Origin of the sequence: Arthrobacter humicola, from assembly GCF_022803015.1 — a bacterium.
Lineage (GTDB): Bacteria > Actinomycetota > Actinomycetes > Actinomycetales > Micrococcaceae > Arthrobacter > Arthrobacter humicola_A.
In genome coordinates, this window is the sequence record NZ_JAFKON010000005.1 from 282471 (window position 1) to 307685 (window position 25215).

The 25215-nt window shown below is 64.6% G+C and carries 24 protein-coding genes; 21 read left to right on the plus strand and 3 right to left on the minus strand.

The features are described from left to right. The first annotated feature begins 533 nt into the window (after positions 1 to 533). From ARTB_RS12510 to ARTB_RS12535, 6 genes are all read left to right on the plus strand, one after another. Entirely contained in the window at positions 534 to 701 is a 168-nt protein-coding gene (locus ARTB_RS12510) for a hypothetical protein (RefSeq protein WP_243180764.1), read from the plus strand. A 229-nt stretch (positions 702 to 930) separates the two neighbouring features. Then, on the plus strand, positions 931 to 1803 hold the full coding sequence (locus tag ARTB_RS12515) for an aminoglycoside phosphotransferase family protein (protein WP_243180766.1): 873 nt from the start codon (positions 931 to 933) through the stop codon (positions 1801 to 1803). 77 nt (positions 1804 to 1880) lie between these two features. Then, positions 1881 to 3341, plus strand: coding sequence for an HNH endonuclease signature motif containing protein (locus ARTB_RS12520; protein ID WP_243180913.1), 1461 nt, complete (start codon positions 1881 to 1883; stop codon positions 3339 to 3341). Positions 3342 to 3835: 494 nt separating this feature from the next. Beyond that, positions 3836 to 4921 carry a hypothetical protein gene (locus ARTB_RS12525; protein WP_243180768.1) on the plus strand — a complete coding sequence of 362 codons (1086 nt, stop codon included), beginning with the start codon at positions 3836 to 3838 and terminating at the stop codon, positions 4919 to 4921. 123 nt (positions 4922 to 5044) lie between these two features. Continuing rightward, complete coding sequence (locus ARTB_RS12530) at positions 5045 to 6337, plus strand: C-glycoside deglycosidase beta subunit domain-containing protein (RefSeq protein WP_243180914.1); 1293 nt, start codon at positions 5045 to 5047, stop codon at positions 6335 to 6337. A 31-nt stretch (positions 6338 to 6368) separates the two neighbouring features. Next, entirely contained in the window at positions 6369 to 7847 is a 1479-nt protein-coding gene (locus ARTB_RS12535; RefSeq protein ID WP_243180777.1) for a sugar phosphate isomerase/epimerase family protein, read from the plus strand. Positions 7848 to 7911: 64 nt separating this feature from the next. Here the strand turns inward: ARTB_RS12535 and ARTB_RS12540 are convergent, their stop codons facing one another. Then, positions 7912 to 8856, minus strand: a complete 945-nt coding sequence (locus ARTB_RS12540; protein ID WP_243180778.1) for a LysR family transcriptional regulator — start codon at positions 8854 to 8856, stop codon at positions 7912 to 7914. A 228-nt stretch (positions 8857 to 9084) separates the two neighbouring features. Between ARTB_RS12540 and ARTB_RS12545 the strand changes: the two genes are divergently transcribed. The 12 genes from ARTB_RS12545 (at position 9085) to ARTB_RS12600 (ending at position 20268) form a co-directional block, all read left to right on the plus strand. After that, a complete protein-coding gene (locus ARTB_RS12545; protein ID WP_028275822.1) occupies positions 9085 to 10374 on the plus strand; it encodes an ABC transporter substrate-binding protein in 1290 nt (429 codons plus the stop codon). Positions 10375 to 10428: 54 nt separating this feature from the next. Continuing rightward, positions 10429 to 11388, plus strand: coding sequence for a carbohydrate ABC transporter permease (locus ARTB_RS12550; protein WP_439954124.1), 960 nt, complete (start codon positions 10429 to 10431; stop codon positions 11386 to 11388). A gap of 3 nt (positions 11389 to 11391) precedes the next feature. Then, positions 11392 to 12228, plus strand: a complete 837-nt coding sequence (locus tag ARTB_RS12555) for a carbohydrate ABC transporter permease (protein ID WP_243180782.1) — start codon at positions 11392 to 11394, stop codon at positions 12226 to 12228. Positions 12229 to 12234: 6 nt separating this feature from the next. After that, entirely contained in the window at positions 12235 to 12606 is a 372-nt protein-coding gene (locus tag ARTB_RS12560; protein ID WP_243180784.1) for a nuclear transport factor 2 family protein, read from the plus strand. A gap of 30 nt (positions 12607 to 12636) precedes the next feature. Next, positions 12637 to 13413 carry a TIM barrel protein gene (locus ARTB_RS12565; RefSeq protein WP_243180787.1) on the plus strand — a complete coding sequence of 259 codons (777 nt, stop codon included), beginning with the start codon at positions 12637 to 12639 and terminating at the stop codon, positions 13411 to 13413. Beyond that, positions 13407 to 14969, plus strand: coding sequence for a GMC oxidoreductase (locus tag ARTB_RS12570; protein ID WP_279294210.1), 1563 nt, complete (start codon positions 13407 to 13409; stop codon positions 14967 to 14969). Before ARTB_RS12565 ends, ARTB_RS12570 begins: the two co-directional genes overlap by 7 nt. 73 nt (positions 14970 to 15042) lie before the next feature. Then, positions 15043 to 15438 (plus strand): C-glycoside deglycosidase beta subunit domain-containing protein, encoded by a 396-nt coding sequence (locus tag ARTB_RS12575; RefSeq protein ID WP_028275817.1) that lies wholly within the window; start codon positions 15043 to 15045, stop codon positions 15436 to 15438. After that, a complete protein-coding gene (locus ARTB_RS12580) occupies positions 15435 to 16538 on the plus strand; it encodes a sugar phosphate isomerase/epimerase family protein (protein WP_243180789.1) in 1104 nt (367 codons plus the stop codon). Before ARTB_RS12575 ends, ARTB_RS12580 begins: the two co-directional genes overlap by 4 nt. Positions 16539 to 16558: 20 nt before the next feature. After that, positions 16559 to 17623 (plus strand): sugar phosphate isomerase/epimerase family protein, encoded by a 1065-nt coding sequence (locus ARTB_RS12585; protein WP_243180790.1) that lies wholly within the window; start codon positions 16559 to 16561, stop codon positions 17621 to 17623. 8 nt (positions 17624 to 17631) lie between these two features. Then, a complete protein-coding gene (locus ARTB_RS12590) occupies positions 17632 to 18030 on the plus strand; it encodes a C-glycoside deglycosidase beta subunit domain-containing protein (protein ID WP_028275814.1) in 399 nt (132 codons plus the stop codon). After that, positions 18027 to 19250, plus strand: coding sequence for a Gfo/Idh/MocA family protein (locus tag ARTB_RS12595; protein ID WP_243180792.1), 1224 nt, complete (start codon positions 18027 to 18029; stop codon positions 19248 to 19250). Before ARTB_RS12590 ends, ARTB_RS12595 begins: the two co-directional genes overlap by 4 nt. Before the next feature lie 13 nt (positions 19251 to 19263). After that, a complete protein-coding gene (locus ARTB_RS12600) occupies positions 19264 to 20268 on the plus strand; it encodes a sugar phosphate isomerase/epimerase family protein (RefSeq protein ID WP_243180795.1) in 1005 nt (334 codons plus the stop codon). Positions 20269 to 20340: 72 nt separating this feature from the next. Here the strand turns inward: ARTB_RS12600 and ARTB_RS12605 are convergent, their stop codons facing one another. Beyond that, entirely contained in the window at positions 20341 to 21384 is a 1044-nt protein-coding gene (locus tag ARTB_RS12605) for a restriction endonuclease subunit R (RefSeq protein WP_243180798.1), read from the minus strand. Between the two features lie 68 nt (positions 21385 to 21452). On the opposite strand from ARTB_RS12605, the gene ARTB_RS12610 reads away from it, so the two are divergent. Continuing rightward, positions 21453 to 21869, plus strand: a complete 417-nt coding sequence (locus ARTB_RS12610; protein WP_243180800.1) for a C-glycoside deglycosidase beta subunit domain-containing protein — start codon at positions 21453 to 21455, stop codon at positions 21867 to 21869. A 29-nt stretch (positions 21870 to 21898) separates the two neighbouring features. Here ARTB_RS12610 and ARTB_RS12615 read toward each other — a convergent pair whose 3' ends face one another. Further along, a complete protein-coding gene (locus ARTB_RS12615) occupies positions 21899 to 23161 on the minus strand; it encodes an ROK family protein (RefSeq protein WP_243180809.1) in 1263 nt (420 codons plus the stop codon). Between the two features lie 105 nt (positions 23162 to 23266). On the opposite strand from ARTB_RS12615, the gene ARTB_RS12620 reads away from it, so the two are divergent. Then, positions 23267 to 24307, plus strand: coding sequence for a Gfo/Idh/MocA family protein (locus ARTB_RS12620; protein WP_243180811.1), 1041 nt, complete (start codon positions 23267 to 23269; stop codon positions 24305 to 24307). Continuing rightward, positions 24304 to 25101, plus strand: a complete 798-nt coding sequence (locus ARTB_RS12625; RefSeq protein WP_243180819.1) for a hypothetical protein — start codon at positions 24304 to 24306, stop codon at positions 25099 to 25101. The genes ARTB_RS12620 and ARTB_RS12625 overlap by 4 nt, the downstream gene beginning before the upstream one ends. Positions 25102 to 25215: the final 114 nt, after the last annotated feature.

Here is a 25215-nt window from a genome sequence, read left to right on the forward strand (position 1 = left end):
GTGAGATAGAACATATCCCGCATTGGGTTGGGGTGTCAAGGAGCGTATGAACGGCCGACTTGTAACGCGTCAGCCTGGAGTGGCTGCAGATAACCGCACCGTGATCGCGCCCGCGAGCCGGCGGGGCGATCCGGCCGCCTGGCTCTGGAACGGGGCTGGAGGGAGGTCTTTGCAGCTCATCCCACGCGCCAGCTTGAGGTAACGTCGATTATCGTAACGATTGGCAAGGGAATTTGGCCGGGCGTGCGGCGTCGTGCGCAGGAACGGCGAAGCAGCCAGCGCCGCGGTTAGCGGGACTCAGTCATCGCCCCAAGCAGTCCGCTCATTCTGATCGTATGTGCGAATGCCGCCGTTTCAGCGGTCCGACGTTTAGCTTGGCGCCGCCCGAGGGAAAGGGACGACGATGTTCACCCTGCAGATTAGCTATCTGGTCCGGGAAAACGAGGCTTTCAAGAAAGTCTTCGACCCGCAGCCCGCGCAGCCTCGGGCCCCCGGTCTGTTCGCTTGTTCGGGGTACCGAGGACCAGGACAGCGTGGCCGTGCTCCTTGACTTCGACACCAAGGACGCCGCGACGGTCTTTATGGAAAAGCTGCGCAGCCAGGTGTGGAACAAACCCGAGGTGATCGGGCAGCTGATGATGGCAGCGCCGACAGCCAGGATTCTGGAGGAGGTGGCCCGCGAGGAACAGGGCGCGGGCTGACCGCTGAGAATCCGGTGGTCCAGGCTGGGATGAGTTTCACGCAGCTTCATGCCGTCCCAGGAAGACGGCGGGACATCCCGCCGTCGTCCGATTCCATGTCCTCGTTCCGCGCCCCGTCCGCTCTTGGGGGTCTTGAACTATATGCGGACAAGGGAATGGACCGGACTGCATAACAGGCGCAAGGAAGGCGGATTTCTGAATGGCTCGAATGCCGCCAGCCACGGTGGACGTGAGTGACAGCGTTGTCCAGCGCCTCGTCCGGGACCAGCGGCCCGACCTTGGCGACTGTCGGATAGCGCGGGTTGCGAACGGCTGGGACAACGCGACCTTCCGGCTCGGTGACGATCTGGCCGTCCGGCTGCCCCGCAGGGCGGAGGCCGTTCCGCTGATACTGCATGAGCAGCGCTACCTTCCCGACATTGCTCGCCGCTCCCCGGTTGCCGTTCCTGTCCCCGTCCATGCCGGCAGGCCGACGTCGGACTTTCCATGGCCGTGGAGCATCGTGCGGTGGGTCCCCGGAGCCGCTGCGGCCGACGTCGGGCCGGCAGGCCGCGGGCCGGCGGCTAAGGGCCTGGCGGATTTCCTGCTGTCCCTTCACGTGCCCGCCGAAACGGGAGTCCCGGTCAACCCTTTCCGAGGCGTGCCGCTGACGGACCGTGACGCTGTGCTGGTGGAACGGCTCGGGGACCGCGAACGCTACCCCCAGGCGGCAGCGCTGAGAGCAGTGTGGGCGCAGGCCTGCGCCGCCAAAGCCTGGGATGGTCCGGCGATGATGCTCCACGGGGACCTCCACCCTGGCAACATCCTGCTGGCGGACAACGGCTCCCTGGCCGGCGTCATCGATTTCGGCGACGTCGGGGCAGGGGACCCGGCTGTCGATCTTGCGGTGGGGTGGCTGATGTTCGACGCCGGCACCCGCCACCGCTTCATGGGCGCCTTCGGCTCCGCAGTAGATGGAGACACCAGGATGAGGGCCCGCGGTTGGGCCCTCATCCTGTCCACCGCCATGCTGAGCAACTCCGACGATAATCCGCGGATGTTCGCCGTAGGAAAGTTTGGGATCAGGCAGATCCTGGATGACGGGCTTCGCCTGCAACTCTGACGCCAGCGTTAAATGTCAGTGGCGCCTCATATGCTGGGAGTGTGGAAGGCAAAGCAGCTGCGGAGACGTTGGAGGCCATGGAGGCCTCCCTTGCCAGGTTGTCTGCATTTGCCGGTCGCGGAGCCGGGAACGCGGCCTCGACTGGCGCCGACCCTGTTCGGGACGAAGCGGACGCGTGCCTGGACGGTATGGCTGAGGTCGCCAGCATGGAAGCCAGGCTGGCCGCCCTGAAAGTGCACTTCGCCGCCGGATATGCCCGCGCTGCCGTCGCCATGGCGGGCCCAGCCGTTTCCCCGCAGGAGCGCACCGCCCAGGAAATGGCCGTGACAGCAGAGGTGGCCTGTGTCCTGACCGTGAGTGAAAGATCGGCGGCGGCGCTCCTGGCAGAGTCGGCCACCCTGACCACTAAGTTGCCCCTGACGCTGTCTGCGCTGCAAGCAGGGAGCATTTCATGGCAACACGCGCGGGTGATGTGTGATGAAACGTCCGGTCTGGACCTCGCCGCGGCGGCTGCTTTGGAGGCGCATTTCCTGGACCCCGAAGCTCCCTTTGCCGCGCGTGGCTGCCCCGCGGGGGAGCTGGCGCCGGGCAGGTTCCGGGCCAAGGCGCGCAGATGGCGTGAGCTGCACCATCCCGTAAGCATCGAAGCCCGCCACCGCAAGGGTGTGGAGGACCGTCGGCTGGAATATGTGCCGGACCGGGACGGCATGGCCTGGCTCTCGGCCTATCTGACTGCGGATGTGGCGGTGGCTGCATGGTCCCGTGCCACGGAAGCGGCCCGTGCCCTGCAGGAGCCGAATGAATCCCGGACCCTGACCCAGCTCCGTGCGGACGTCGCCGCCGACTGGCTGCTGGCGGGGGTGGCGGAAGGAACTCCGTCACCCAAGGCGCAGGTCCTGGTGACCGTGCCGGTGCTGTCTCTTTTGGGCACCGAGTCGGAACCGGCCACGCTGGACGGGTATGGTCCCGTTCCGCCGAGCATGGCCCGCCGGCTTGTAGGGGATGGCGCCGGATCGTTCCTGCGTGTGCTGACCGATCCGCGCAACGGAGCGCCGCTGGAGATCGGACGGACCAGCTACCGGGTTCCGAAGGCGATGCGCCAATGGTTGCGGCTTCGGGACGGCCGGTGCCCTTTTCCGGGCTGCAACAACCATTCCCTGGATAACGAAGCGGATCATCTGTTGGCTTGGTCCGAGGGAGGCGGCACCGGCGTCACCAACCTGGGCCAGCCATGCCGGCGGCACCACCGGCTCAGACACACCACAGCATGGAGGCCGGTTGACGCGACCCGGGACCAGCCACCCGGCTGGATCTCACCTGCGGGACGCTCCTATCCAAGCGAACAACAAGACTGGGAACCACCACACTGGCCGCAGCACCTCGGCCACGCGGGTGAAGGCCGGGAGTTGGAACCGCCCGGCTGGCCGGACGTACTTGCCGGCGCCGTCGGACCCGGAGAGACCGTCGGACCCGGAGAGACCGGGCCGCCATTACCCGTGGATCCCTTTCCTGACTGGGCGCTGTTCATCGCGGCGTAGGATCGGCGCTCCACTTTCCCTCCCCGTCCAATTAAGGGTTCGAAGGATGTTCCGGCTATTGGCCTGCCCCCCTGCCTCCGCCGTGACCCTGAGCCGCGACCCTCCGCCGTGACCCTGAAAGGCCGGACCGGCCAGGACCAGCGCGATTCAGGCCACTGTCCCCATGCCCATCACGGTCCGGGTCAATCTCGACTCACCGGACGAGTTCGTCGGGTCTGCTTGCTACGGCGATCATGCGACGCATGACGCCGAATGGACGGGGAAGAAGGCCTTGATGAAAGTTTCTTCATGACCGTTTCATCCCTGCCTCATTGTTGAAGTTCACGCTGGACACACGAACGGCCTGCGCCGGAAGAGCCTGCGTATGGGGAACGGGGGGAATGGTGGACGGAGCATGGCTGTCTATTGTTAATGGGCACGGGACGCCTGGAACGCGTCACCCTACTGCGTCGCACCACTCGCTGGTATCTCCGCCGGTACATGGAATTGATTCCATGGATTGGCCCTCCGCCATTCCGGCGTCTGCCGACGACGATACCGGCACATCCTGGCTGGTTCAGCGGGCGTGGCCAGAGAAGACACCAGGAGAATTTGTACTGGAGGTCCGGACGCCGGGAGTGCCCGGCGTCCGGGGAGCTTATTTGCGTCGCGGGCAGTTCGAACTAATCCCTTTGGACGATCCGGGACTTCCCGCCTTACGGGGGGAAGCGCAGCAGGGGGAATTGATTTCGTATTGGCCGTACCACCAGGCTGTCGTCCGGGCGGAGGGCCGCTATATAAAGATCTTCGGACCCGGGGGCGCCGTCGTACCGGCCGAGCGCTGCGCGCAAATGGACGTCCTGCTGGACGCCGGCAACTTCACAACGCCCAGAATCCTTCGTCAGAGTTCCCAATCGGACGTCATCGTTTTCAGCGCCATGCCGGGACCGACTCTGAACGAGCTGGGCCGGGTGGAAGCGGCCGTCTGCGATGAAGCGTTCGCCAGGGCATGGGAGAAATGGTCGCGCGCCTGGGTCGCGGAACTGAACGGCTCCCATGGCCCAGCAGCACGAGGCGTTCTCGACAGCCTTCCGCTCCGTTCAGCAGAGTGGGAAGCCGCGAAGGTGTGTCGACGGGTGGACGACTGGTTGCAGCACAATGAAAACGTCCCCGAGTTGTCGTCTCAGCGCGCTGTCTTGCGCGCCGCTGTAGAGCACGTGGCCATGAACCTGATACGGACGGCACCGGATCCGGTGGTATGGGCCCACGGAGACCTCTACGACAAGCAAATCATCGTTCCTGACGGCGACATCCCGCCCGGACTGCTGGACTTCGACAGTACGGCCCGGCACGAGGCCGCCCGGGATCTGGCCGGCTTGGACGTCCATCTGGAGCTTCATCTACGAAATAACCGCATGACGCCCGCGCGATATCTGACCGCTCACACGCAGGTGCTGGCCGTGGCCGAGGAACTGCGCGTCAGTCCAGTCCGGTTCGATGCGTACTCGGACGCCATCTGGCTCCGTCTGGCACTTTCTCCGTTACCTGGCCGCTTCTCTCTGGCCATCGGCGTCCTCGCGGAACGGGCCGAAAGGAGCTGAGGCCCTCGAAGCGGCCAGCCCGGCGAGCCCCTGGCATGTTTTGCCGGTTAGGCGCTCACTTAGGTTCAAAAGCGACGGAATGATTGCTACTCTGGATTCTGCACCTAGAGAGAGTGAGCAATGATGCTTCTCGAAAGAGACCTCATCCAGTCCGTCGGCTTCCGCAACGTAACGGACGGCGGACGTGTAACCGGCTTTCAGTTCCGGGTCCGGATGCCTTCCTACCGGGGCATGGCCGCGTCCCTCATCGATGGCATCGCCGTTCGCGTTGGCGGCATCGTCGACGTCGGACCTGACGTTCCGCTGTGGACCTTCGGCGGGCGGACCTACACCCTGCAGCAGCTCTGGGAAAGTGATGGCGTGCGCTGGCCCCTTGAGGAAGCGGCAGTGGTCACCGTTCCCCTCGACGGCGGCCTGCCGCAGGGCGTCCACGAGCTCTCCATAGAGCTGCGGCTGCGGATGTCCTACATACCAGTCGAGCACCAGCCCACCACTCACCGGACCAGCCGCAAGGTGACGCTCGCGCCGGAAGGCGGCGAAGGTACCTTCCGCTACGGCGTTTCCCTCTACAGCTTTATGGGCGATTACGGCACGGTGATGGACCTTGAGACGGCGCTGGCCGCCGTCGCTGACGTGGGCGCCACCGGCGTCGAGATCCTCGGCGAGGGCCACGTTCCCAACTATCCGGAACCGTCCCCGGCCTGGATCGATAACTGGTTCGGCCTGCTGGAGAAGTATTCGCTGGAGCCGACGAACTACGGTTCCTGGATAGACACCCGTCTTCATTCGGGCCGCACCATGACGGTCGCCGAGGGTGCGGAGGCCCTGCAGCGGGACCTGCGGCTTGCCAACCAATTGGGTTTCGGCTTCGTGCGCCCCAAGATCGGCGTGGTGTCCAGCGATCTGGTCCCAGCCCCCATCTGGACCGAGTCCGTGGAACGCTCGCTTGATCTGGCCCACGAGCTGGGGATCATCATCTGCCCGGAGATTCATTCGCCGACGCCCATCAGGCACCCCGTCGTCGAGGACTACATCGGCCTCATCGAACGGACCGGAACCAAGAACTTCGGCCTGCTCATCGACACCGGAATCTTCCAGGACCGGCCCATTCCGCTGCGCGCAGGTGAGACCCGCGAGACCCGGCCCGCCTTCCTCGACGGCATCGGCGTCGACCCCGCCGACTTCGCCGATATCGCCCAGTATGTGGTGTTCGTCCAGGCGAAGTTCCACGACATCAACGAGCAGCTGGAAGACCAGCAGATTCCCTGGCTGCCCGTGCTCAAGGCCCTCAAGGACTCCGGCTACACCGGTTATCTCTCCAGTGAATACGAAGGCGAACGCACGCCATGGCGTGCCATTGAGCAAGTGCGGCGCCAACACGCCCTGATCCGCCGCATCACCGGCGAACTTACCTGACCCATCCCATTTCCCAGTAAAGAGAGCAACAATGCCAAACGGACTTCTTGACGATGCAAGCCTCCGCACCCATCCCGACGGTCTCGCGCTGGCCTTGACCCTGCCGTGGTACCGGAGTCTGTGGCTCTCCTCGGTCTCCAGCCTGCGGCTCACCGTCGACGGCCAGGATATCCCCGCCGGGAACCTGTCCCTGGAACTGGGTGGTGTCCGCTATGCGCTCCCGGACCTGCCCGCTCAAAGCGAAACTCTCTGGTACCTCCAGGAACATCCCTTGCTTATCGCCACAACGGAGACCCCTGTTGCCCTGGGCGAGCAGCACACCGTCCGGCTCATCGGTGAGCTGCGCCTGCCGTACATGCAGATTGCTCCCGGCCAGGACGGCGGTCCCGGCATGTACGTTCCCAACTTCGTGAACCAGACGATGGAGCTGACCGTCACGGACAGGGCTGCGGGGGCACCGGAACTGACGACGGCGGTCACGCCGCCCCCACCGAAAGCGGAGGATGATCCGTTCTCGCTGGGGCTCACCCTGTACTCGGCAAGCGCCGAATTCCGGGCCGGCTGGTACGACTTCGACGGTCTGCTGAACCGCGTGGCCGAGCTCGGCATCGGCCCCGGGATCGAAATTGTGGCATCGCAGGTCCTGCCTACCTATCCCAACGTGACTGACGACTTCGTGCGCTCGTGGCAGCGCGCCTTCGACAAGCACGGCTTCACCGCCAGCTCCTTCGGCGCCAATCTGGACATGGGACGCCGCCGTGACCGCGACATGACCCCGGACGAGGAGTACGAGTTCACGCAGACACTCTTCCACGGCGCCAAGAAGCTCGGTTTCCCGCTCGTCCGCATCCAGAGCGCGAAGCCGGAGCTGCTTCGCCGGCTGCTGCCGCTCGCCGAGGACCTCGAACTCAAACTTGCCTACGAGATCCATGCACCGCTGGGACCCAACTCGCCCGAGATCATGAAGGTCCGCGACGTCTACGCCGAGCTTGATTCACCGCTGCTGGGCTTCGTGGCTGACTTCTCCTCCACCATGCACAGCATGTCTCCCACGCTCCTGCGCGCGGTTCGCCGTGCCGGGCTGGACGATGACGCTGTGGAAAGGCTGCAGGCTATCTGGGGCACTGAGGCACCGATACGGGTGCGGCAGGAGGAGTTCATTGCGTACCTGCGGGGACGTGACTTCGATCCTGCCCGGCTTGGATCCTTCGCCCACCTGGCGTTCAACATGCACGGCCACGTCAGCCCGAAGGAGTGGGCTGACATCATGCCGCAAATCATGCACGTCCACGCGAAGTTCTACGACATTGATGAGCAGGGCAACGAGCCGGCCATCGACTATCCGGAACTGGTCCGCGTATTCGTCGAAGGCGGCTACCGCGGTTACTGGTCCAGCGAATGGGAAGGTCATGCCTTCGCCGAGCTCGGTGAGGTGGATCCGCTGCTGCTGGTGCGGAAGCAGCATGACCTTATCCGCAAGAGCATGCGGACGGCCCTGGCATCAGCCTGACCTGAAAGACCGACGTCCCATAGCCTCGATGCCCGTCCGTTTAGCCGGCCGGGCATCGAGGCGTTTAAGGGGCTTCCTTGGTTGCGGCGGCTGCCACGATGTCGGCAGCCTCTTTGAAGAGGCCCCGCATCCACTCATGCTCGGAGTCGCGGTTGTGCACGGGGTGCCACCACAAGGCATTAACCAGCGGCGTGGCATCGAAGGGCAGCGGCAGGATCCGAATCCCGCCCACGCGCAGGGCGAACGGCACCAGGGCCGCCTGGATGAGCGCGATCCGGTTGGTCCCAACCACAAAGTGCGGCAAGGACTGGAAACTTTCAACAACCACGTCCACGCGGGGCTCAACGCCCAGCTGCTGGATCTGCCGTTCCGCCGAGGTTGAGGCTGAGCGCGTCTGATAGGTCATCACCCAGGGAAGTTCAGCGATGTTTTCCATGGTGATTTGCTCGCCGACGGCTTCATTGGACGTGGAGACCACGGCCACCCACCCGTCCCTCCACAGGTCCAGGTAGGGCAGCCCGGTGAGGAATCCGTGGGGAATCACCATGCCGTCCACCGACCGAAGGCGGTTGGCTGCATCCTCCACCACCATCGGATTGTGGAGCATAAACCGGAACCGGACAGCTGGGGCGCGCTCGGCTGCAAGCTCGGAAACAACCCGGCCAATGGTCGTGAAGCCGTAATCCGAGCCGTAGATGGAGAACTCGCGCTCGGATTCTGTGGGCTCCCAGGTGGCCTGGCTTTCGAAGACGCGGCGTGCGGCCTCCAGTGCGGTGGTGGTGTGCTCCGCGAGCCGGAGGGCGAAGGGGGTGAGCTCGTAAGCATTGCCGCGGCGGGCCAGGATCGGGTCACCGAAGTGGGATCGGAGCCGGGCGAGCGAGGCGCTGAGCGCCGGCTGGCTGAGGTGGAGCCGCTCGGCCGCCCTGGTAACGCTTCGCTCGGTAATGAGGGCATCCAGCGAGATCAGCAGGTTGAGGTCGAGACGGGAAAGCAGGACATGTTTCGTCACGGCGCAGCGATCCTTTGGAAGTGGAACCGTTTCAAGGGAGTTTATCAGCGGGATCAATAACGTAGGCGAAGCCATCAGGGATCTGGATGGACCTTCCGCGGACCCCCGTTAAACTTATGTCCGTCATAGCAAAGACTTATGTGTCTTTTAGGCACATCTCCTGCATACTTGTGAGTGACCGGGGTCACGACACCCGGATTTTGGACAATGAAGTCAGAAAGGCTGGACATGACACAGCACCGTCGCTATTCAGGCCTGAAGGTCGGCGCCCTCGCCGTCCCCACCGTCGCAGCACTCATTCTTACCGGTTGCTCGGCCTCCACCGGCAGCAGCTCCTCTTCGGGTGGTTCCCAGGAATTTTCACTGTCCTTCGCGACATCCAACACCATCGAGAGCCCCTTCCAGGTGTTGGCAGAAAATTACATGAAGTCACACCCGAACGTGAAAATCACCTTCAATCCTCAGCCGAACGACTCCTACGACCAGACCCTGCGCACACAGCTCCAGGCCGGAAACGCCTCAGACGTCGTAGTGACCTCACCCGGCTCCGGCACCGGCCGCAGCATCCTGCCGCTCGTCCAGGCAGGTTTCCTTGAACCGCTTGACGATGCCGCGAAGCAACTGCTCCCCGAGGGAAGCGCCAGCACCTTTGGAACCGACGGCAAGGTGTACGGCCAGGCCACGGAAATTACGATCTCTGCCTTGGTGAGTAATGAGACGGCTGCAACTGCAGCCGGTGGCTTCCCTGCCGACTTTTCCTCCCTCCAGCAGCAGTGCAAGGCTCTGGAGTCCTCCGGTAAATCCCTCTTTGCCCTTGCCGGATCAGCCCCTCCCAACACAGGGCTGATGGCGATGTCCCTGGCAGCCTCGCGCGTCTACGCGGAAGACCCGAAATGGAACGATAAGCGCGCTGCGAAGGAAGCCACCTTCGCGGGCTCGGACGGTTGGAAGTCAGCCCTCGAAGCAGTTAATACCTTGAAGGACGCGGGCTGCTTCCAGAAGGGTGCTGCCGGCGGCGGCTTCGATGCCATCACCAAGGGGCTTGCCAGCGGAACGTCCGTGAGCGGCTTCATCCCGGCTCCAAGCTGGAAGCAGCTGCAGTCCGCCGCTGGGGGCTCCCAGTTCGCCGTTCGGCCGTTCCCGGCGGAACAGGGCTCAGGTAATAGCTACGTATTTGCCAGCGCAAACTACGCCTTCTCCATCAACGCGGCCTCCAAGAACAAGGACGCTGCCAAGGCCTTCCTCGACTGGGCCGCCCAGCCTGAGCAGACCAAGGCATTCGCAGAAATCGACGGTGCCCTGCCGGTCAGCGGACTCGACAAGTACGATTTCGACGGCGGCGCCTATAAGAACGTCGGCGGCCTGATGAAGGACGGCAAATACGGCCCCCTGCCCAACATCCAGTGGCCGAATTCCGCCGTCTACGACGCACTGGCCACGGGGGTCCAGGGCATCATCACCGGCCAGAAGAGCCCTGACCAGGTCCTGCAGGCCATGGACGCGGCCTGGGATCAGTAGCAGTTCTTGACCATCAACGTTCCGACGACTCAAAGGGACAAGCAAGGAATACCAATGACTGCGACGATGCAACCGAAAAGCGAAGCAGCTGAAGCACCCCGGCGAGGCAAGCGGACGCCGGGGGCGGGTGAGAACACCCGTCCCCGGCGCGGGCCCATGCAGTTCGGACACTGGTGGTGGGCGCTGCCCGGGATCGCCCTGGTGTTTGCCATCCACTACGTGGCAACTGGAATCGGCGGATTCTTCGCCTTTACCAACTGGACGGGCATCGGCTCGTTCAAAATCACGGGCTGGACAAACTTTGAGGCCATCTTCAAGGACCCCACGAAACTCGGAGCCCTCTCCAATACCCTCTTTCTGGCCTTTGGCTCGGTTCTCCTGGGCAACATCGCCGGGTTGGTTATTGCGCTGGGCCTGAACCGCGTCGTCAAGACGCGCTACATCCTCCGGACCCTCTTCTTCATGCCGGTGGTGCTCAGCCCGCTGGCCACGGCCTACATCTGGAAATACATCTTCGACTTCGACGGTCCGCTCAATGCCTTCCTTACGGCAATAGGCGCCGGCGACCAGGCCAAGCCGTGGCTGGCCGACCCGCAGTGGGCCATCTGGACCGTGCTTGTGGTGCTGGTCTGGTCTTCCACCGGCTTTGCCATGGTGATTTTTATGGCCGGCCTGGCCGGTGTCCCCGTGGAAGTGGAGGAGGCGGCGGCCATTGACGGTGCCAATCTGTGGCAGCGGTTCCGCAACGTTACCCTGCCCGCCATCCGCCCCGCCGTCGCCATCGCCACCACGCTGGGAATCGTCCAGGGGCTGCGCGTCTTCGATCCCATCATGGCGCTCACCGGCGGCGGACCGGCCGGAGCGACGGAAACGCTGGCCACGCTGGTTTACAAGCAGGCCTTTGCGCTCGGGAACTTCGGGGGCGGTGCCGCCCTGGCCCTGGTGCTCGCCGCCATCATCCTGATCTTCGCCGTTCTCCAGCAGCGGCTGACGCGTTCGAACCCTGAGGACTAAGCCATGTTCCGCTACACCAAACTCACCCTGCTCCGCGAAGTCGGCCTATGGGCGCTCGCCCTGGTGTTCCTCGCGCCGTTCTACTTCCTGGTGACAACTGCCCTGAAGCCGGACAGCGAGTTGTTCACCACCTCGGCCCTGGCTCCGCCAACAAACCCCGACTTCAGCAACTTTATCGACGTCCTCACTGCCACCGGCAACTCCAACGTGGTGATGGGCCTGGTCAACAGCGCCATCATCACCGCAGGCAGCATCGTGGGGCTGATCGCACTCGGCTCCATCACCGGATATGTCATCACCCGCAGCACCCGACGCTGGAGCAAGGGCGCGTATTACCTCTTCCTGATCGCCATCATCCTCCCCGGCCAGCTCGGCGCCGTCCCTCTCTACATGGGTGCACGGGCCCTTGGACTCACCGGATCCGCTTGGGGCCTGATCATCCTCTACACGGGCATGCTCCTGCCGTTGTCGATCTTCCTCTACGCAAACTTCTTCCGCGGCCTCGGCACGGACTACGAAGAAGCGGCCACCATCGACGGCGCCAGCAAATCCCAGATTTTCTCCAAGGTGGTGTTCCCCATGATGGCCCCAGCCACGGGAACGGTCACCATCTTCGCCGGGCTCATCGTGTGGAACGACTTCTTCACGTCGCTGATCTTCCTGGGCGGCTCCGCCAACCAGACGCTGCCGGTGGCCATGTACTACTACATCGGCTCCCTGGTTTCCCAGTGGAACTCGATCTTCGCGATAGTGATCGTTTCCATGATTCCCATCCTGGCGCTGTTCCTGTTCGCGCAGAAACGGTTCATCCAGGGCTTCTCCGGCGGCCTGAAGGGCTGACCCGCGATGGTTGACAACCGCGCAGCGTTCGAGCGCTTCGTGGAGATCTTCTACACCCAAAAACGGGTGCGTGAAGCCTTCGACTTCCTTGTGGCCGGCGACTACCGGCAGCACAACCCGGCCATTCCTGACGGGCCGGAGGCGGCAGTAAGTATGCTGACGCCGAAGTTCGACGGATCGCCAGACTCCCGGTTCGAGGTTCAGCGCATCCTGGTGGACGGTGACCTGGCGTTGGTGCATGTACGCGCTTCAGGTCCCGGGCGTCCCGACGCCGCCGTCGCAGACATTTACCGCTTTGAAAACGGGCGGATTGTTGAGCATTGGGACGTGCTTCAGACGGTTCCCGAGGACCCGGTCCACGACCACCCCATGTTTTAAACCACTACTTCAATTCTCTAGGAGACATCCATGTTCCAACTTTCGCCCAATATCGACCTTTTGTTCGCCGAAGCAGGCGAAAGTGCTGCTGACCGGGTTCGCGCGGCGGCAGCAGCCGGCTTCGACGCCGTCGAAATGTGGGGCCCGACGGGCAAAGACATTCCGGCCCTGAAGCACGCACTCGAGGAAACCGGAGTCCAGCTCACCTCCCAACTGGCGGAACCGCGTATGCAGTTCATGATCCCGCCCCGCAACCACGATGCTTTCTACACCGGGCTGGACGCCGGCGTCGAAGTGGCACAGCAGCTCGGCTGCCCCCGGTTGGTAGTGGGCAGCGGTACCGGATTCGGCGGGCGCAAGCGGCAGGACCAGCTGGACGAACTGATTGAGATCTTCACCCGAGGCGTCGCGCACATCGAGGGTTCCGGCATCACCCTGGTTCTCGAACCGGTCAACGTCAGGGTTGACCACCCGGGAGCCCTGCTGGACCGGACCTCGGAAGCCGTCTATGTCGCCAAGGGCGTCAACTCGCCCAACTTCGGCGTTCTCTACGACCTCTACCACTCCACGGTCGAGGGCGAGGACGTGGCCGCCGAGCTCGCCAACGCCGGCGACCTCATCAAGTATGTTCAGATCGCAGATGTGCCGGGGCGCGGCGAACCCGGTTCCGGTTCCATCGACTGGCACGCCCGGCTCACGGACCTGGGGAACAGCGGATATGCCGGCCCCATCGGGCTCGAGTACTACCCGACGATCGACTCGGCGAAGTCCGTCCGGCGCATCCAGGAACTGGTGGCGGGATGGTGAGCGGTAACCGGTATCCCGTTGCGGTCGACGTCGCCATCGTCGGCAGCGGCCCCACGGCAGCGGCATACGCACGGATCCTCAGCGAGGAAGCCCCTGGTGCCACCATCGCCATGTTCGAGGTGGGCCCCACGGTCAGCAGTCCACCCGGGGCGCACGTCAAGAACATTGAGGATCCTGAACGCCGCAGCCTCGCGCAGCGGGCATCGGAAGGCCCCGGCGCAGGTGCCGAAACGGTGAACTCACCCGGCGCGGTCAAGAGCGGGGAGCGACGGGCCAGGCCCGGAACCTACCTGCTGCAGGACGGCTACGCCTTCCCCGGCGAGGACGGGATGCCCGTCGCCGCCATGTCCAGCAACGTGGGCGGCATGGCCGCCCACTGGACCGCTGCCTGCCCCCGCCCGGGCGGCAAAGAGCGCATTCCGTTCCTGCCGGACCTTGAAGAGCTTCTTGACGACGCCGACCGACTGCTGGGGGTGACCACCCGCGCCTTCGACGGGGCTCCGTTCTCTGACCTCGTCCGGGAACGACTCGCCGCCGCCGTGGACGCGGGCCGTGACACCGCCTACCGCGTCCAGCCCATGCCTCTTGCTGTGCACCGGCGGGAGGACGGCGGCCTGGTCTGGTCAGGTTCCGACGTCGTGATGGGGGATGCGACCCGGGAAAATCCGCAGTTTGAACTCTATGATGAGTCGCTGGTAACGCGTGTGCTCCTGGAGGATGGCGCTGCTGCCGGCATCGAAGTCCAGGACCGCCGCAGCGGCGAAACCCATCAGGTGGCGGCCCGCTACGTTGTGGTGGGTGCAGATGCCCTGCGCACGCCGCAGCTGCTGTGGGCTTCCGGGATCCGGCCCGACGCCCTGGGCCGCTACCTCAACGACCAGGCGCAGGTAGTGTTCGCGAGCCGGCTGCGCGATGTCACCGCTCCGCAGGGCCGGGCAGCCGCCAGCGGCGCGCTCAGTGAGCAGAGCGGAGTTGCCTGGGTTCCCTACACGGACGGGGCGCCCTTCCACGGCCAGATCATGCAACTGGATGCGTCACCGGTTCCCTTGGCCGACGATGACCCCGTTGTCCCGGGCTCTATCGTGGGGCTTGGGCTGTTCTGCGCCAAGGATCTGCAGCGCGAGGACCGGGTGGCGTTCGACGACGGTGTCCGCGACTCGTACGGGATGCCCGCCATGCGCATCCACTACCGCCTCACGCGGCGGGATCACGAGGTACTGGACCGCGCCAAGCAGGAAATTGTCCGCCTGGGCAAGGCGGTGGGTGAGCCGCTCGACGAGCGTCCGTTCGTCATGCCGCCCGGCGCATCGCTTCACTACCAGGGCACAACCAGGATGGGCGCAAGGGACGACGGCCAGAGCGTGTGTTCGCCCGACAGCCAGGTGTGGCAGGTCCCCGGCCTCTTCGTGGCTGGCAACGGCGTCATTCCCACCGCCACGGCATGCAATCCCACGCTGACCGCTGTAGCGCTCGCAGTGCGCGGGGCCCGGAAACTCAAAGAAGAACTCAACAGCTCTTTACTTATGTCTGAATCAGACAATAGACTGACTAAATAATGAATAAGTGGTGCGATGCCGCTGCTATTTCGTTCAATCACAGGCAACGCATGCCGCAGACAAGGAGGTCTCGATGATCGCCGACCGCATAATCGAGCAGGGAACACTGATCACCCAAGACGGCCGTACCGCCGTCGAAGTCCGCATCCCCTGGTACCGGGCCCTGCCGGGTTCCTGCATCGCTGGAGCTGCATTGACAGTGGACGGCGTCAGCGCCCCCGAGGGCTCACTGCGCTGGACCATGAACAACCGCACTTTCAGCTTCGAGGAACTCGTGGACGAGACCGGCGAATGGTGGTTCCCGCTGGACTCGGCAGTCCTTTCGGGCGACCTTCCCGTCCCGGACAGCCGGACCGAGCACGAGGTCAGGGTGGACCTGAAGCTCTACATCCCCTACATCATCACCGACCACGGCGTGCTGCACATCGAAGAGCACGACACCAAGACCATGAAGGTGGCACAGCGATGACCAGCCTCGGCACGCCGATCCAGGGCGTCACCCTTTACAGCTTCACCCGGGCCGTCCACGCCCGGCAGTACGACCTCGATGGCCTGATCCGCAAAGTGGCGGCCGAAGGCTTCGGCCCGGGGCTCGAAGTCATCGGATTCTCCAGCCTGCGCGGCTTCCCGGACCGGATCGATGACAACTTCGTTGGCCAGTTCCGTGATCTTGTGGCCGAGGTTGACCTGGTCCCCACCTCCCTCGCAGTCAACGTTGACACCGGTATCCGCCGCGACCGGCTCATGAACCATGACGAGCTTGTCGAATACATGCGCAAGCAGATCGACGTAGCCGCCAGGCTCGGCTTCCCGATCGCCCGGGTGCAGATATCGCTGACTCCGGACGCCATGGAAAGCCTGCTGCCCGTGGCCGAGAAGTACGGCGTCACCCTGGCCCTCGAAGTCCACGCGGACCAGCACGGCGCCCACGAACGTGTCCTGGCCCTTCGCGACCGCTACGAGAAACTCGATTCCCCCTTGCTCGGCTTCACCGCGGACTGGGGTGCCACCGTTACCGGCTTTGCGCCCTCCCTGCTGGAGGCCTACCGCCGCCGTGGGGCTTCGGAGGCACTTCTCGGACAGGTGGTTGACCTGTGGAATGGGTTCTACGCCGACGGACCGCCAAACACGCAAAAGGTTCACGGTGAACGCTTCGGCGCCTTCATCGGCCTGGCGGCCCGCAACGGCCGGCCCGACCTTGGCATTGACTTCGCCATCAACGGAACAGGGCTTTTCGGTCCTGCACCGCTGGACACCTGGCTGGAGATCATGCCTTGGGTCCGCCACGTGCACGGCAAGTTCTTCGGCATCGACGAGACCGGCGAAGAGCCCTCGGTGCCGGTCCGGAGCCTTGTCCGGCAACTGGTTGAGAACGGCTACTCCGGCGCAATCTCCAGCGAATACGAAGGCTGGCACTGGAACAACTGGCAGGACCCGTTCGACATCATCCGCGGCGAGCAGGCCGTCCAGCGCTCAGCGGCCGCCAACGCCGGTTCGGCCATGATCACCGACGCTTCAGAAGCCCGCCGCATCCTCAACAGCCATCTCGCCCAGCCCGTCCGCGGCTGACAACGAAGGAACCAGAAATTATGTCAGAAGGCATCGCAGGCTCGGGCATCGAGCTTGGCATCACCCTCTATTCGCTCACCTCCGAGTTCGCCGCCGGGCTCTACACCCCTGAGACGCTGATCAAAGCTGTTGCAGATGAAGGCCTCGGCCCGGGGGTTGAGTTCAACATCGCCCAGATGCTGCGCACCTACCCGGACGTCGACGACGACTTCGTCCGCCTGTGGCGCGACAGCATGGACCGCTACGGCCTGACCCCCAGCGCAGTGGGCACCAACCTGGACATGGGCCGCCGCAAGGACCGGGACATGACACCCGATGAGGAGTACGACTTCTTCGCCGCGCAGCTGCACACGGCCAACAAGCTTGGTTTCCACCGCGTGGTGATCCGCTCCGCGGGCAAGGAATTGCTCCGCCGGCTGCTTCCCCTGGCCGAGAAGTACGACCAGAAGCTCGGCTACGAAATTCACGCGCCGCAGGGCCCGAACGATCCCAAGATCCTGCAGATCCGAGAAATGTACGAGGAACTGGGAAGCGACCGGCTCGGTTTCACCGCAGACTTCAGCTCGACGATGCACAGCCTTTCCCCGACCCTCTTCCGCACGTTGACGCAAATGGGGCTGCCCGAGGAGCACTTCGCCGTCATGCAGGAGATCTGGCGCAAACCGTCGCCCATGCATGAGCGCAACCAGGAGTTCGAGGACTACCTCAGTGCCAACAACTTTGATCCTGCCCGCCTGGGCCCGTTCACCCGGCTGGCATTCAACATGCATGGACTGGTTCCGCCGGAGGAGTGGCTGGATATCATGCCGCAGATCTTCCATGTCCACGCGAAGTTCTACGACATCGACGAACACGGCAATGAACCCGCGATGGACATTCCCCGCATTGTGCGCCAGTTCGTCAAGGGCGGCTACCAGGGCTACCTGTCCAGCGAGTGGGAGGGCCACGCGTTCGCCGACCTGGGCGAATCCGATCCGATCGACCTCGTCAAGAAGCAGCACACGCTGATGCGGCATGCCATCGAAGAGGCCGTTGATCCAAATGCATCCGACTCCCACGCGACCCTGGTCGAGACTGTTAAGTAAGGAAAGCCATGGCAACTCACAATTCCCTGTTCCAGGACACCGACGTCCGCAGGCACCCCGAGGGGATTGCCGTATCGGTGCAGCTGCCCTGGTACCGCAGCCTCTGGCTGTCCGCCGTTGACGACGTCGTTGCAACGGTCAACGGCGTGGAGATTCCCAAGGAGTCTCTCCGCTTCGAACTGCAGGACAAGTCCTACTCCATAGCTGAACTCCCGGAGCAATGGGAAACCCTGTGGTTCGTCGCAGACAAGCCCGACGTGATCATCCCGCTGGACCGCGTCCCCGACGCCGGCGAGGAGATCGACGTCGAGGTCATCCTCACCCTGCGCCTGCTGTATATGCAGATTGCGCCGATGCGTTACGTGGGCAACCGCGTCGCGGTTGACCGGACGGTGGTGCTCGCATGAAAACCCTGCGCGTGGCCATGATCGGTTATGGCTTCATGGGTGCTGCCCACTCCCAAGGCTGGCGGACGGCGCCGCGGGTATTCGACCTGCCTGCCGAGCCGGAAATGGCGGTTATTGTCGGCCGTAACGCTGAAGCGGTCGCCGCCGCTGCCAGCAAGTGGGGCTGGGCCGAGTCAGCAACAGACTGGCGGGACGTGATCGCCCGCGACGATATCGACGTCGTCGATATCGTCACCCCCGGCGACTCCCACGCCGAAATCGCGATCGCCGCGCTGGAGGCCGGGAAGCACGTTTTGTGCGAAAAACCACTCGCCAACACGGTGGCGGAAGCCGAAGCGATGGCCGAAGCCGCCGAACGGGCGGCTGCCCGGGGCATCCAGGCAATGGTCGGTTTCACCTACCGCCGCGTTCCGGCTGTCACCTTCCTCCGCAACCTCATCGCCGAAGGCGCCGTCGGCACGATCAACCAGGTGCGTGCCTCGTACCGGCAGGACTGGCTGGTGGACCCGGAGATGCCGCTGGCCTGGCGCCTGCAGAAGGAACACGCCGGCTCGGGGGCCCTGGGGGACATCGGCGCCCACGCCATCGACCTGGCCCAGTTCGTCACCGGCCTGAACCTGGAGAAGGTGTCCGGCGTTATCGACACCATCGTGAAGGAGCGGCCTCTTTTGAAGGGCTCCACTTCAGGCTCCGGACCTTCCGATACCGGGCTTTCCGGCGCTGCCGGTGTCGGCTCCGGCGTCGGCTCCGGCCAGGTGACGGTGGACGATATCGCCATCTTCACGGGCCGCTTCGAATCCGGCGCGCTGGCGTCGTTCGAGGCCACCCGGTTTGCCACCGGCCGGAAGAACGCGCTCCAGATTGAGGTTTCCGGGGACAAGGGCGCCCTGGCCTTCGACCTCGAGGACCTCAACAGCGTCCAGTTCTACGACCGCACGGCACCTGCGGACCGCCAGGGCTTCCGGAAGGTCCTGGTCACGGAAGCGGAGCATCCCTACGTTTCGGCGTGGTGGCCGGCAGGCCACATGCTCGGTTACGAGCACGGGTTCTCCCACCAGGTCAAGGACCTCGTGGAGGGCATCGTGGGCGGCTCCGCCCCGCATTCGTCGTTCGCCGACGGGCTGAGGGTGCAGCGGGTGCTCGACGCTGTCGAGCGCAGTTCCGAAAATGATTCCGCCTGGACACGTGTCGCTGCCGGCGTTCCCGTGCCGGCCAGTTGAGGAGGGGAAGCACGTGGCACGACCAATTACCTTGTTCACCGGCCAGTGGGCCGACCTGCCGTTCGAGGAGGTGGCCCGGCTCGCCGGCGAATGGGGCTACGACGGGCTGGAGATCGCCTGCTGGGGTGACCACCTGGACCCCTGGCGCTGGGACGACGACGCCTATGTGCAGGGCAAGCTGGACATTCTTGACCGCCACGGCCTCAAAGTGTGGACCATCTCCAACCACCTCAAGGGCCAGGCCGTCTGCGACGACCCGATCGACGAACGGCACCGCGGCATCCTGCCGGACGTCGTATGGGGCGACGGCGATCCTGAAGGGGTCCGCCGTCGTGCCGCCGAGGAACTGAAGAACACTGCACGGCTCGCCGCCAAGCTGGGGGTGAAAACAGTGACCGGCTTTACGGGATCGTCCATCTGGAAGTACGTGGCGATGTTCCCGCCCGCCTCCGAAAAGATGGTCGACGCCGGCTACCAGGACTTTGCCGACCGGTGGAACCCCATCCTCGATGTCTTTGACGAGGTGGGCGTCCGGTTCGCCCATGAGGTGCACCCATCAGAGATCGCCTACGACTACTGGACAACGCAGCGCGCCCTCGAGGCGATCGGGCACCGCGAGGCCTTTGGCCTGAACTGGGACCCGAGCCACATGGTGTGGCAGGACATCGACCCTGTGGGGTTCCTGTGGGACTTCAAGGACCGGATCTACCATGTGCACTGCAAGGACACGAAGAAGCGCCTGTCCAACGGGCGCAACGGCCGGCTCTCCTCCCATTTGCCCTGGGCTGATCCGCGCCGCGGCTGGGACTTCATCTCCACCGGCCACGGCGACGTGCCGTGGGAGGATGCGTTCCGGATGCTGAACGCCATCGACTACCGCGGGCCGCTGTCCGTGGAGTGGGAGGACGCCGGAATGGACCGGCTGGATGGCGCCCCCGAGGCGCTGGCCTTCGTGCGCCGGCTCTCCGCCTATGAACCCTCCGCCGCAGCTTTCGACGCCGCATTCAGCACGAAGTAATTCGCAAACAAGTGAGGCCGGCCCCGCGGGGCCGGCCTCACTTGTTTGTATGCCATTAGCTTCTGTATCCGGTCAGAGGGCAGCCCGGGCCGCTGGTGCCGGCTCCACCGCTGCCGACTCCACCGCTGCTGGCTCCGCGAGGGCTGCCCCCGCCAGGGCCAGGTGACTCCGCGTCATCTCCGTTGGGTCGTCCTGCAGCCACTCGTGGCCGCCCCATTCGCTGGTCAGCGTGCCCGTGAAGCCGGTCCCGCGCAGCAGGCTGCCAAGGTCATGCAGCGGCTGGGAAACCCGGCCGCCGTCGTCGTCCAGATCCCAGAACTTCAGATGGAAGGCGCCCACCAGGGGGAGGATGCCCTGCAGGTCTGCGGCGTCGCTGCGGCCGAAGCGGATGAGCAGGTTCATGAAGAGGGTGTGGATGCGCGGCGGAACCTTCCCTGCGCGGAGCAGGGCGATGACGGCATCGAGGGTGGCGGGATCGCGCCAGTCATTCTCCAGGCGCGCCAGAAGATCGGAAGGAACGCCGCCCTGCCGCAACTCATGAAGGTAGGTGACGGGAAGGGCCGGCATGAGCATGCTGATGTCGACGAGTACCCGCACGTGCTCGTCTGCCAGCCCGGCTATCGCATCCAGTGCTGGTGCCACAGAAGGGTTGTTTGGAGTCTGCTGCCCTTGGATTTCTTCGTACAGCACCAGATCGAGTTCATGCAGCAGCGGCTGCAGCAGCGTGAGCAGTTCCGTTCCCGCCTGTCCGATCGGTAGCCGGATCCCGCGGGCACCCACTCGGCTGGCGGCGCTGAGCTGGGGGACCAGGAAGTCCAAGCGCTCCTGCAACGAGCGGCGGTCGGTTGGGGACGTGAAGTCGTCGAGGCTGGCGCCAACGATGCTGACGCGGCCCCCTCTTGCCGCCAGCGAATCCCGCAGTTCGTCTACCTCGGCGTCCTGCGGAGCGGGGAAGGACCGCCACAGCAGCCCAGGTTCGAGCTCTATTGTCTTCGCCACGGAATCCGCGATGCCAATCACAACGTCAGTGGCTGTCCGCCGGGCTGCCGTGATCTCCGGAATCCAGTTGAACGAGCTGGCGCAGAGGGTCCAGTTGTCAGGAAGTGCGGGGGCCATGTGATGCCTTCCCATTTATGCTTGTTAATGACAAACTTATGTCACTTTTAGGATAAAGGATGGAAGCCATGTTGCAAACCGCTTTGCGCGAAGATGCGCTGACGGCCACGCCGGAAGGCTTTGAACTCCGGCTCGGCCTGTCATGGATCCGCTCCATGCCCCTTTCCACCGTGGCTGAGCTCGCAGTTGAGGTCGACGGCATCCCGGTGGCACCAGGGGAGTTGACGGTGGTGCTGGGGGCCCGGCGCGTGCGTGCGGACGCATTGCAGGCGGAGCCCGGGTGGTGGTTCGTGCAGGACAGGGTGGTCCTGGCCGGCCGGCGCGAGCTTTCCCGCGGGGTGCACGCCATCGCCGTCGACTTCCAGCTGCTGGTGCCCTACCTTCAGGCGCGTCCCGGTTCTCCGCTGGTCCTGCCGTTCCATCTGGAGGCCCGGCTGGAGCTTGACCGGGAACCGGTGCCCAGCGTCTCCCGCGATGTGGCCTGAGCGGCTCTGCCCAGGCCGTGCAGTGGACCCTATGCGGGGACAGCGGCCCGTTCCGGTGAGGGCCTGCCGTCAGCAAACCAGCGCGGGAAGGTGACATCGAACAGCTGCTCGCGCGCCAGCTCAGCTCCTCCGCGCAGGGGTTCGCGCTCATCGTTGACGGACAAGGTGATGGTGAGGTCGCGGGTGGCGAGCGGCAGGGACAGTTCGTAGACCCGCTGGCGCACTTCGGCCAGGAATACTTCGCCGGCCGATCCCATGGCCCCGCCGATGACGATGATTCCGGGGTTGAACATGTTCACCAGGGCTGCAATGGTCTCACCCGCTACCCGGGCCGACTTTTGAATCAGTGTGATGGCCAGCGGGTCCCCGGCCTGGGCCGCGAGGGTGATCTCCTCGAGGGTCAGTGTCCCCTTTTTTGCCAGCGGGGCCAGGGAGCTCCGGGTGCCTCCCTTGACAGCCTCTTCCGCGTCCCTGACCAGGGCCCAACCGCTGGCCACCGCTTCGAGACAGCCGATCTTGCCGCAGCGGCATTGGGCATGGGAGTCGGAAACCCGGACATGGCCGATGTCGCCGGCCGCGCCGTTGGCACCGCGGTGGATCCTGCCCTGGGACAGCAGGCCGGCACCGATTCCCGAACCGATCTTGCAATAGATGAGGTTCGCAAGGGATTCGCGACGCCGGGCGCGCTCACCAAGGGCCAGCAGGTTGACGTCGTTATCCACCCACACCGGTGCGTTGAAGCGGTCCTCGAAGGGCGTACGGACATCGAATCCATTCCACCCGGGCATGATCGGAGGTGCCACCGGTTGTCCCGTGGCGAAGTCAACCGGGCCGGGGAGGCCCACCACCACACCCCAGACGGGCACTTGGTGATCCTTTTTCAGCACGTCGTCAACGAGGGCCATCACGGCGTCAATGGTCTTCTCGGGGCCCTGGGCGATATCCCAGGTGCGGTGCGTGTGTGCCAGGATGTCGCCGTCAAGGGCAGTGACGCCAACCCTTATATGAGCGGCTCCGAGGGCACATATGACAATCCTTCCCTGCTCCGCGCGGAAGCGAAGGGTCCGGGGCGCGCGGCCACCGGAGGAGGCGCCGAATTCTCCATCCCCGAGAAAGCCGATCTCAATGGCCTGGTCCACACGCTGGCTGACAACGCCCCTGCCCAGCCCGGTGACCTTGCCGATTTCAGGGCGCGTTGTTGCCTCGCCCGTTCGCACCAGGTTGACGATCCTCAGCAGGCTCGTCACTTCATCCGTTTGTGCTCCAAAGCGGAGCGTGGACTCTGTCGTCATGATCACAATTCTCACACATAAGAGGGAACTAAGGTGGGGTTGAACGCGACTATAGCCGGATATTTCCGTACTTATGAATAATATGGACAAAAGAGGGAGGCGACGATGCCTTGGAATATAGGAGTTCTTGGGGCCGGGCCGGGCGTCGCGGCCCTGCTTCTGCCGGTGCTGGGGCGCCTGGCGGAGCTGTTCAAGGTGGTGCACATTGCCGATGCGGGAAGTGGGCGCGCCCAGGGCCTGGCCGAAAGGCTTGGTGCCCGGTGGTCAGTGGGGGAGGCGGACCTGCTTGCGGACCCGGCAGTCCACCTGGTGGCCATCTGCAGCCCGCCCGCTGAACATGCCCGCCAAATCCTGGCGGCTGTAGCCGCGGGGAAGCCTGCCATCTTTTGCGAGAAGCCATTGGCCACCAGCAGGGAGGAAGCCGACGAAGTCATCTCTGCCTGCCGGCTCGCGGGAACGGTCCTTCTGGTGGGGACGAACCACCTGTTTGACGCCGCGTGGGGGCGGGCCAGGCATCATCTCGTTGCCCTCGCGGGCCGGGTGCAGGCGATCTCCGTGACGCTGGCGCTTCCGCCGAATGACAGGTACCACCGGCTGGTCGCCGAGGGCGCCCCTTTCCAGGCCGCCCGGCGGGAACGCCTGGACCTCGACAGTCCCGCGGTTGCGGCCGGCGTTCTGCGGCAGCTGCTGACCGGTCTCGCGATCCATGATCTTCCGGCCGTGAGGGACATCGCGCCAGGCATCGACGAGGTTGTTTACGCCAGGGTCGCCCCGCCAGTCGGCTACCTTGTGGGGTATCGGGCCGGCGGAATCCTGGTCCAGTTGGCGCTTACCATGCTTCCGGAAGGACCGGATGCCCTCTGGAGGATGAATATCGCCACCTCCCACGACCGCATCGAGGTGAATTTCCCGCCCGCCTTTGTCCATGCCGGAAGCGCGGCCACCCGAGTGCGAAGCGCGGACGGGCAGTGGACGGAGTACAGGCGGGATCCGGAAGACGGCTATATGGCGCAGTGGCGCCTGCTTGCCTCACTCCTTGAAGGCGGGGTCCCAGTCGAGTACGACGAACTGCTGGCTGACTCGCACTTTGCAATCGACCTGGTCGATGCTGCCGCAGCGAAGGTTCTTGAAGGGGTGCCGCAATGAGTTCAGCAAGTCCAGGGATCGGCATCTTCACCGTGTTGCCTTCCTATCTCGCGGCTGTCGCCGAGCTTGCCGTCAGTGCTGCACTCACCAGAGACGTCAGTGGGGCGGTGGCTGTGGTGCCTGGATCCGGCGATTGGTGGCAGGGCATGCTGGACACCCGGGCCAGGGGAGCGGCAGCGGTGGTGATTGCGGACCCTGCTGCGCTCCCGCAGAAAGGACTCGGAGCCTACCCATGGCCCGGTGACATCCCGGTCATCGTTGAGCGTCCCCGGCTGCGCCCGGATGTGGTTGCCGACGCGGTCCGGGCAGGACGAGGCAGGCCGGCCCGGATCGTCACCGTTGAGTGCGCCGCCCCCGCGACAGGTCTTGAAGCGGTAATCCGCGACGGCTTGGGCTGGGCGCGGTCACTGGTCCGGGGCCCGTTGACGCTCCAGGTGTGCAGTGCGACGGCGCACGCCAGGATTGCTCTGCTGGATTCAGGGGGATCCGCGGGCGGGGCAATACCCGTCACCCTGGGGGCGACGGCGGCAGCGGGCCTTCACGCCGACGGCCTGCTCCAGGTGCTGGCCCTCGGCGAGGTGCGAACCGAAGTCACCGTGGACCAGCAGGCCGGGCTGACGCGGCTGGAGACGTCCACCGAGGACGGGACACTAAGGGCTCCGGAGCGCTATGAATCATCAGCCCGTCTGGCGCTGCGCCGGGCCATCGAGGCGCAGTCTTCGGGTCAGCCCGGAACGGACCTGGATGAGCTGCTCGAGGACATGTCCCTCACGCGCGCCGTGCTTGCTACATAAGGGATGGCCGCCACAGGTGTCTAATTCACGCATTCTTTTGTTGCTTTCAAACTAAAGTGAGGTAGCATGAGTAACGGCGCCGGGGTTCCTTCCGAACCCGTTCTCCGTCGTGAT

Excerpts from the sequence above, each read along its gene's own strand:
- ARTB_RS12580 (WP_243180789.1), top strand. The coding sequence starts at position 15,435 with ATGACCAGCCTCGGCACGCCGATCCAGGGCGTCACCCTTTACAGCTTC.
- ARTB_RS12620 (WP_243180811.1), top strand. The coding sequence starts at position 23,267 with ATGCCTTGGAATATAGGAGTTCTTGGGGCCGGGCCGGGCGTCGCGGCC.
- ARTB_RS12560 (WP_243180784.1), top strand. The coding sequence starts at position 12,235 with ATGGTTGACAACCGCGCAGCGTTCGAGCGCTTCGTGGAGATCTTCTAC.
- ARTB_RS12590 (WP_028275814.1), top strand. The coding sequence starts at position 17,632 with ATGGCAACTCACAATTCCCTGTTCCAGGACACCGACGTCCGCAGGCAC.
- ARTB_RS12545 (WP_028275822.1), top strand. The coding sequence starts at position 9,085 with ATGACACAGCACCGTCGCTATTCAGGCCTGAAGGTCGGCGCCCTCGCC.
- ARTB_RS12555 (WP_243180782.1), top strand. The coding sequence starts at position 11,392 with ATGTTCCGCTACACCAAACTCACCCTGCTCCGCGAAGTCGGCCTATGG.
- ARTB_RS12575 (WP_028275817.1), top strand. The coding sequence starts at position 15,043 with ATGATCGCCGACCGCATAATCGAGCAGGGAACACTGATCACCCAAGAC.
- ARTB_RS12585 (WP_243180790.1), top strand. The coding sequence starts at position 16,559 with ATGTCAGAAGGCATCGCAGGCTCGGGCATCGAGCTTGGCATCACCCTC.
- ARTB_RS12565 (WP_243180787.1), top strand. The coding sequence starts at position 12,637 with ATGTTCCAACTTTCGCCCAATATCGACCTTTTGTTCGCCGAAGCAGGC.
- ARTB_RS12610 (WP_243180800.1), top strand. The coding sequence starts at position 21,453 with ATGTTGCAAACCGCTTTGCGCGAAGATGCGCTGACGGCCACGCCGGAA.
- ARTB_RS12625 (WP_243180819.1), top strand. The coding sequence starts at position 24,304 with ATGAGTTCAGCAAGTCCAGGGATCGGCATCTTCACCGTGTTGCCTTCC.
- ARTB_RS12525 (WP_243180768.1), top strand. The coding sequence starts at position 3,836 with ATGGATTGGCCCTCCGCCATTCCGGCGTCTGCCGACGACGATACCGGC.
- ARTB_RS12535 (WP_243180777.1), top strand. The coding sequence starts at position 6,369 with ATGCCAAACGGACTTCTTGACGATGCAAGCCTCCGCACCCATCCCGAC.
- ARTB_RS12570 (WP_279294210.1), top strand. The coding sequence starts at position 13,407 with ATGGTGAGCGGTAACCGGTATCCCGTTGCGGTCGACGTCGCCATCGTC.
- ARTB_RS12605 (WP_243180798.1), bottom strand. The coding sequence starts at position 21,384 with ATGGCCCCCGCACTTCCTGACAACTGGACCCTCTGCGCCAGCTCGTTC.
- ARTB_RS12595 (WP_243180792.1), top strand. The coding sequence starts at position 18,027 with ATGAAAACCCTGCGCGTGGCCATGATCGGTTATGGCTTCATGGGTGCT.
- ARTB_RS12615 (WP_243180809.1), bottom strand. The coding sequence starts at position 23,161 with ATGACGACAGAGTCCACGCTCCGCTTTGGAGCACAAACGGATGAAGTG.
- ARTB_RS12520 (WP_243180913.1), top strand. The coding sequence starts at position 1,881 with ATGGAGGCCTCCCTTGCCAGGTTGTCTGCATTTGCCGGTCGCGGAGCC.
- ARTB_RS12550 (WP_439954124.1), top strand. The coding sequence starts at position 10,429 with ATGACTGCGACGATGCAACCGAAAAGCGAAGCAGCTGAAGCACCCCGG.
- ARTB_RS12530 (WP_243180914.1), top strand. The coding sequence starts at position 5,045 with ATGCTTCTCGAAAGAGACCTCATCCAGTCCGTCGGCTTCCGCAACGTA.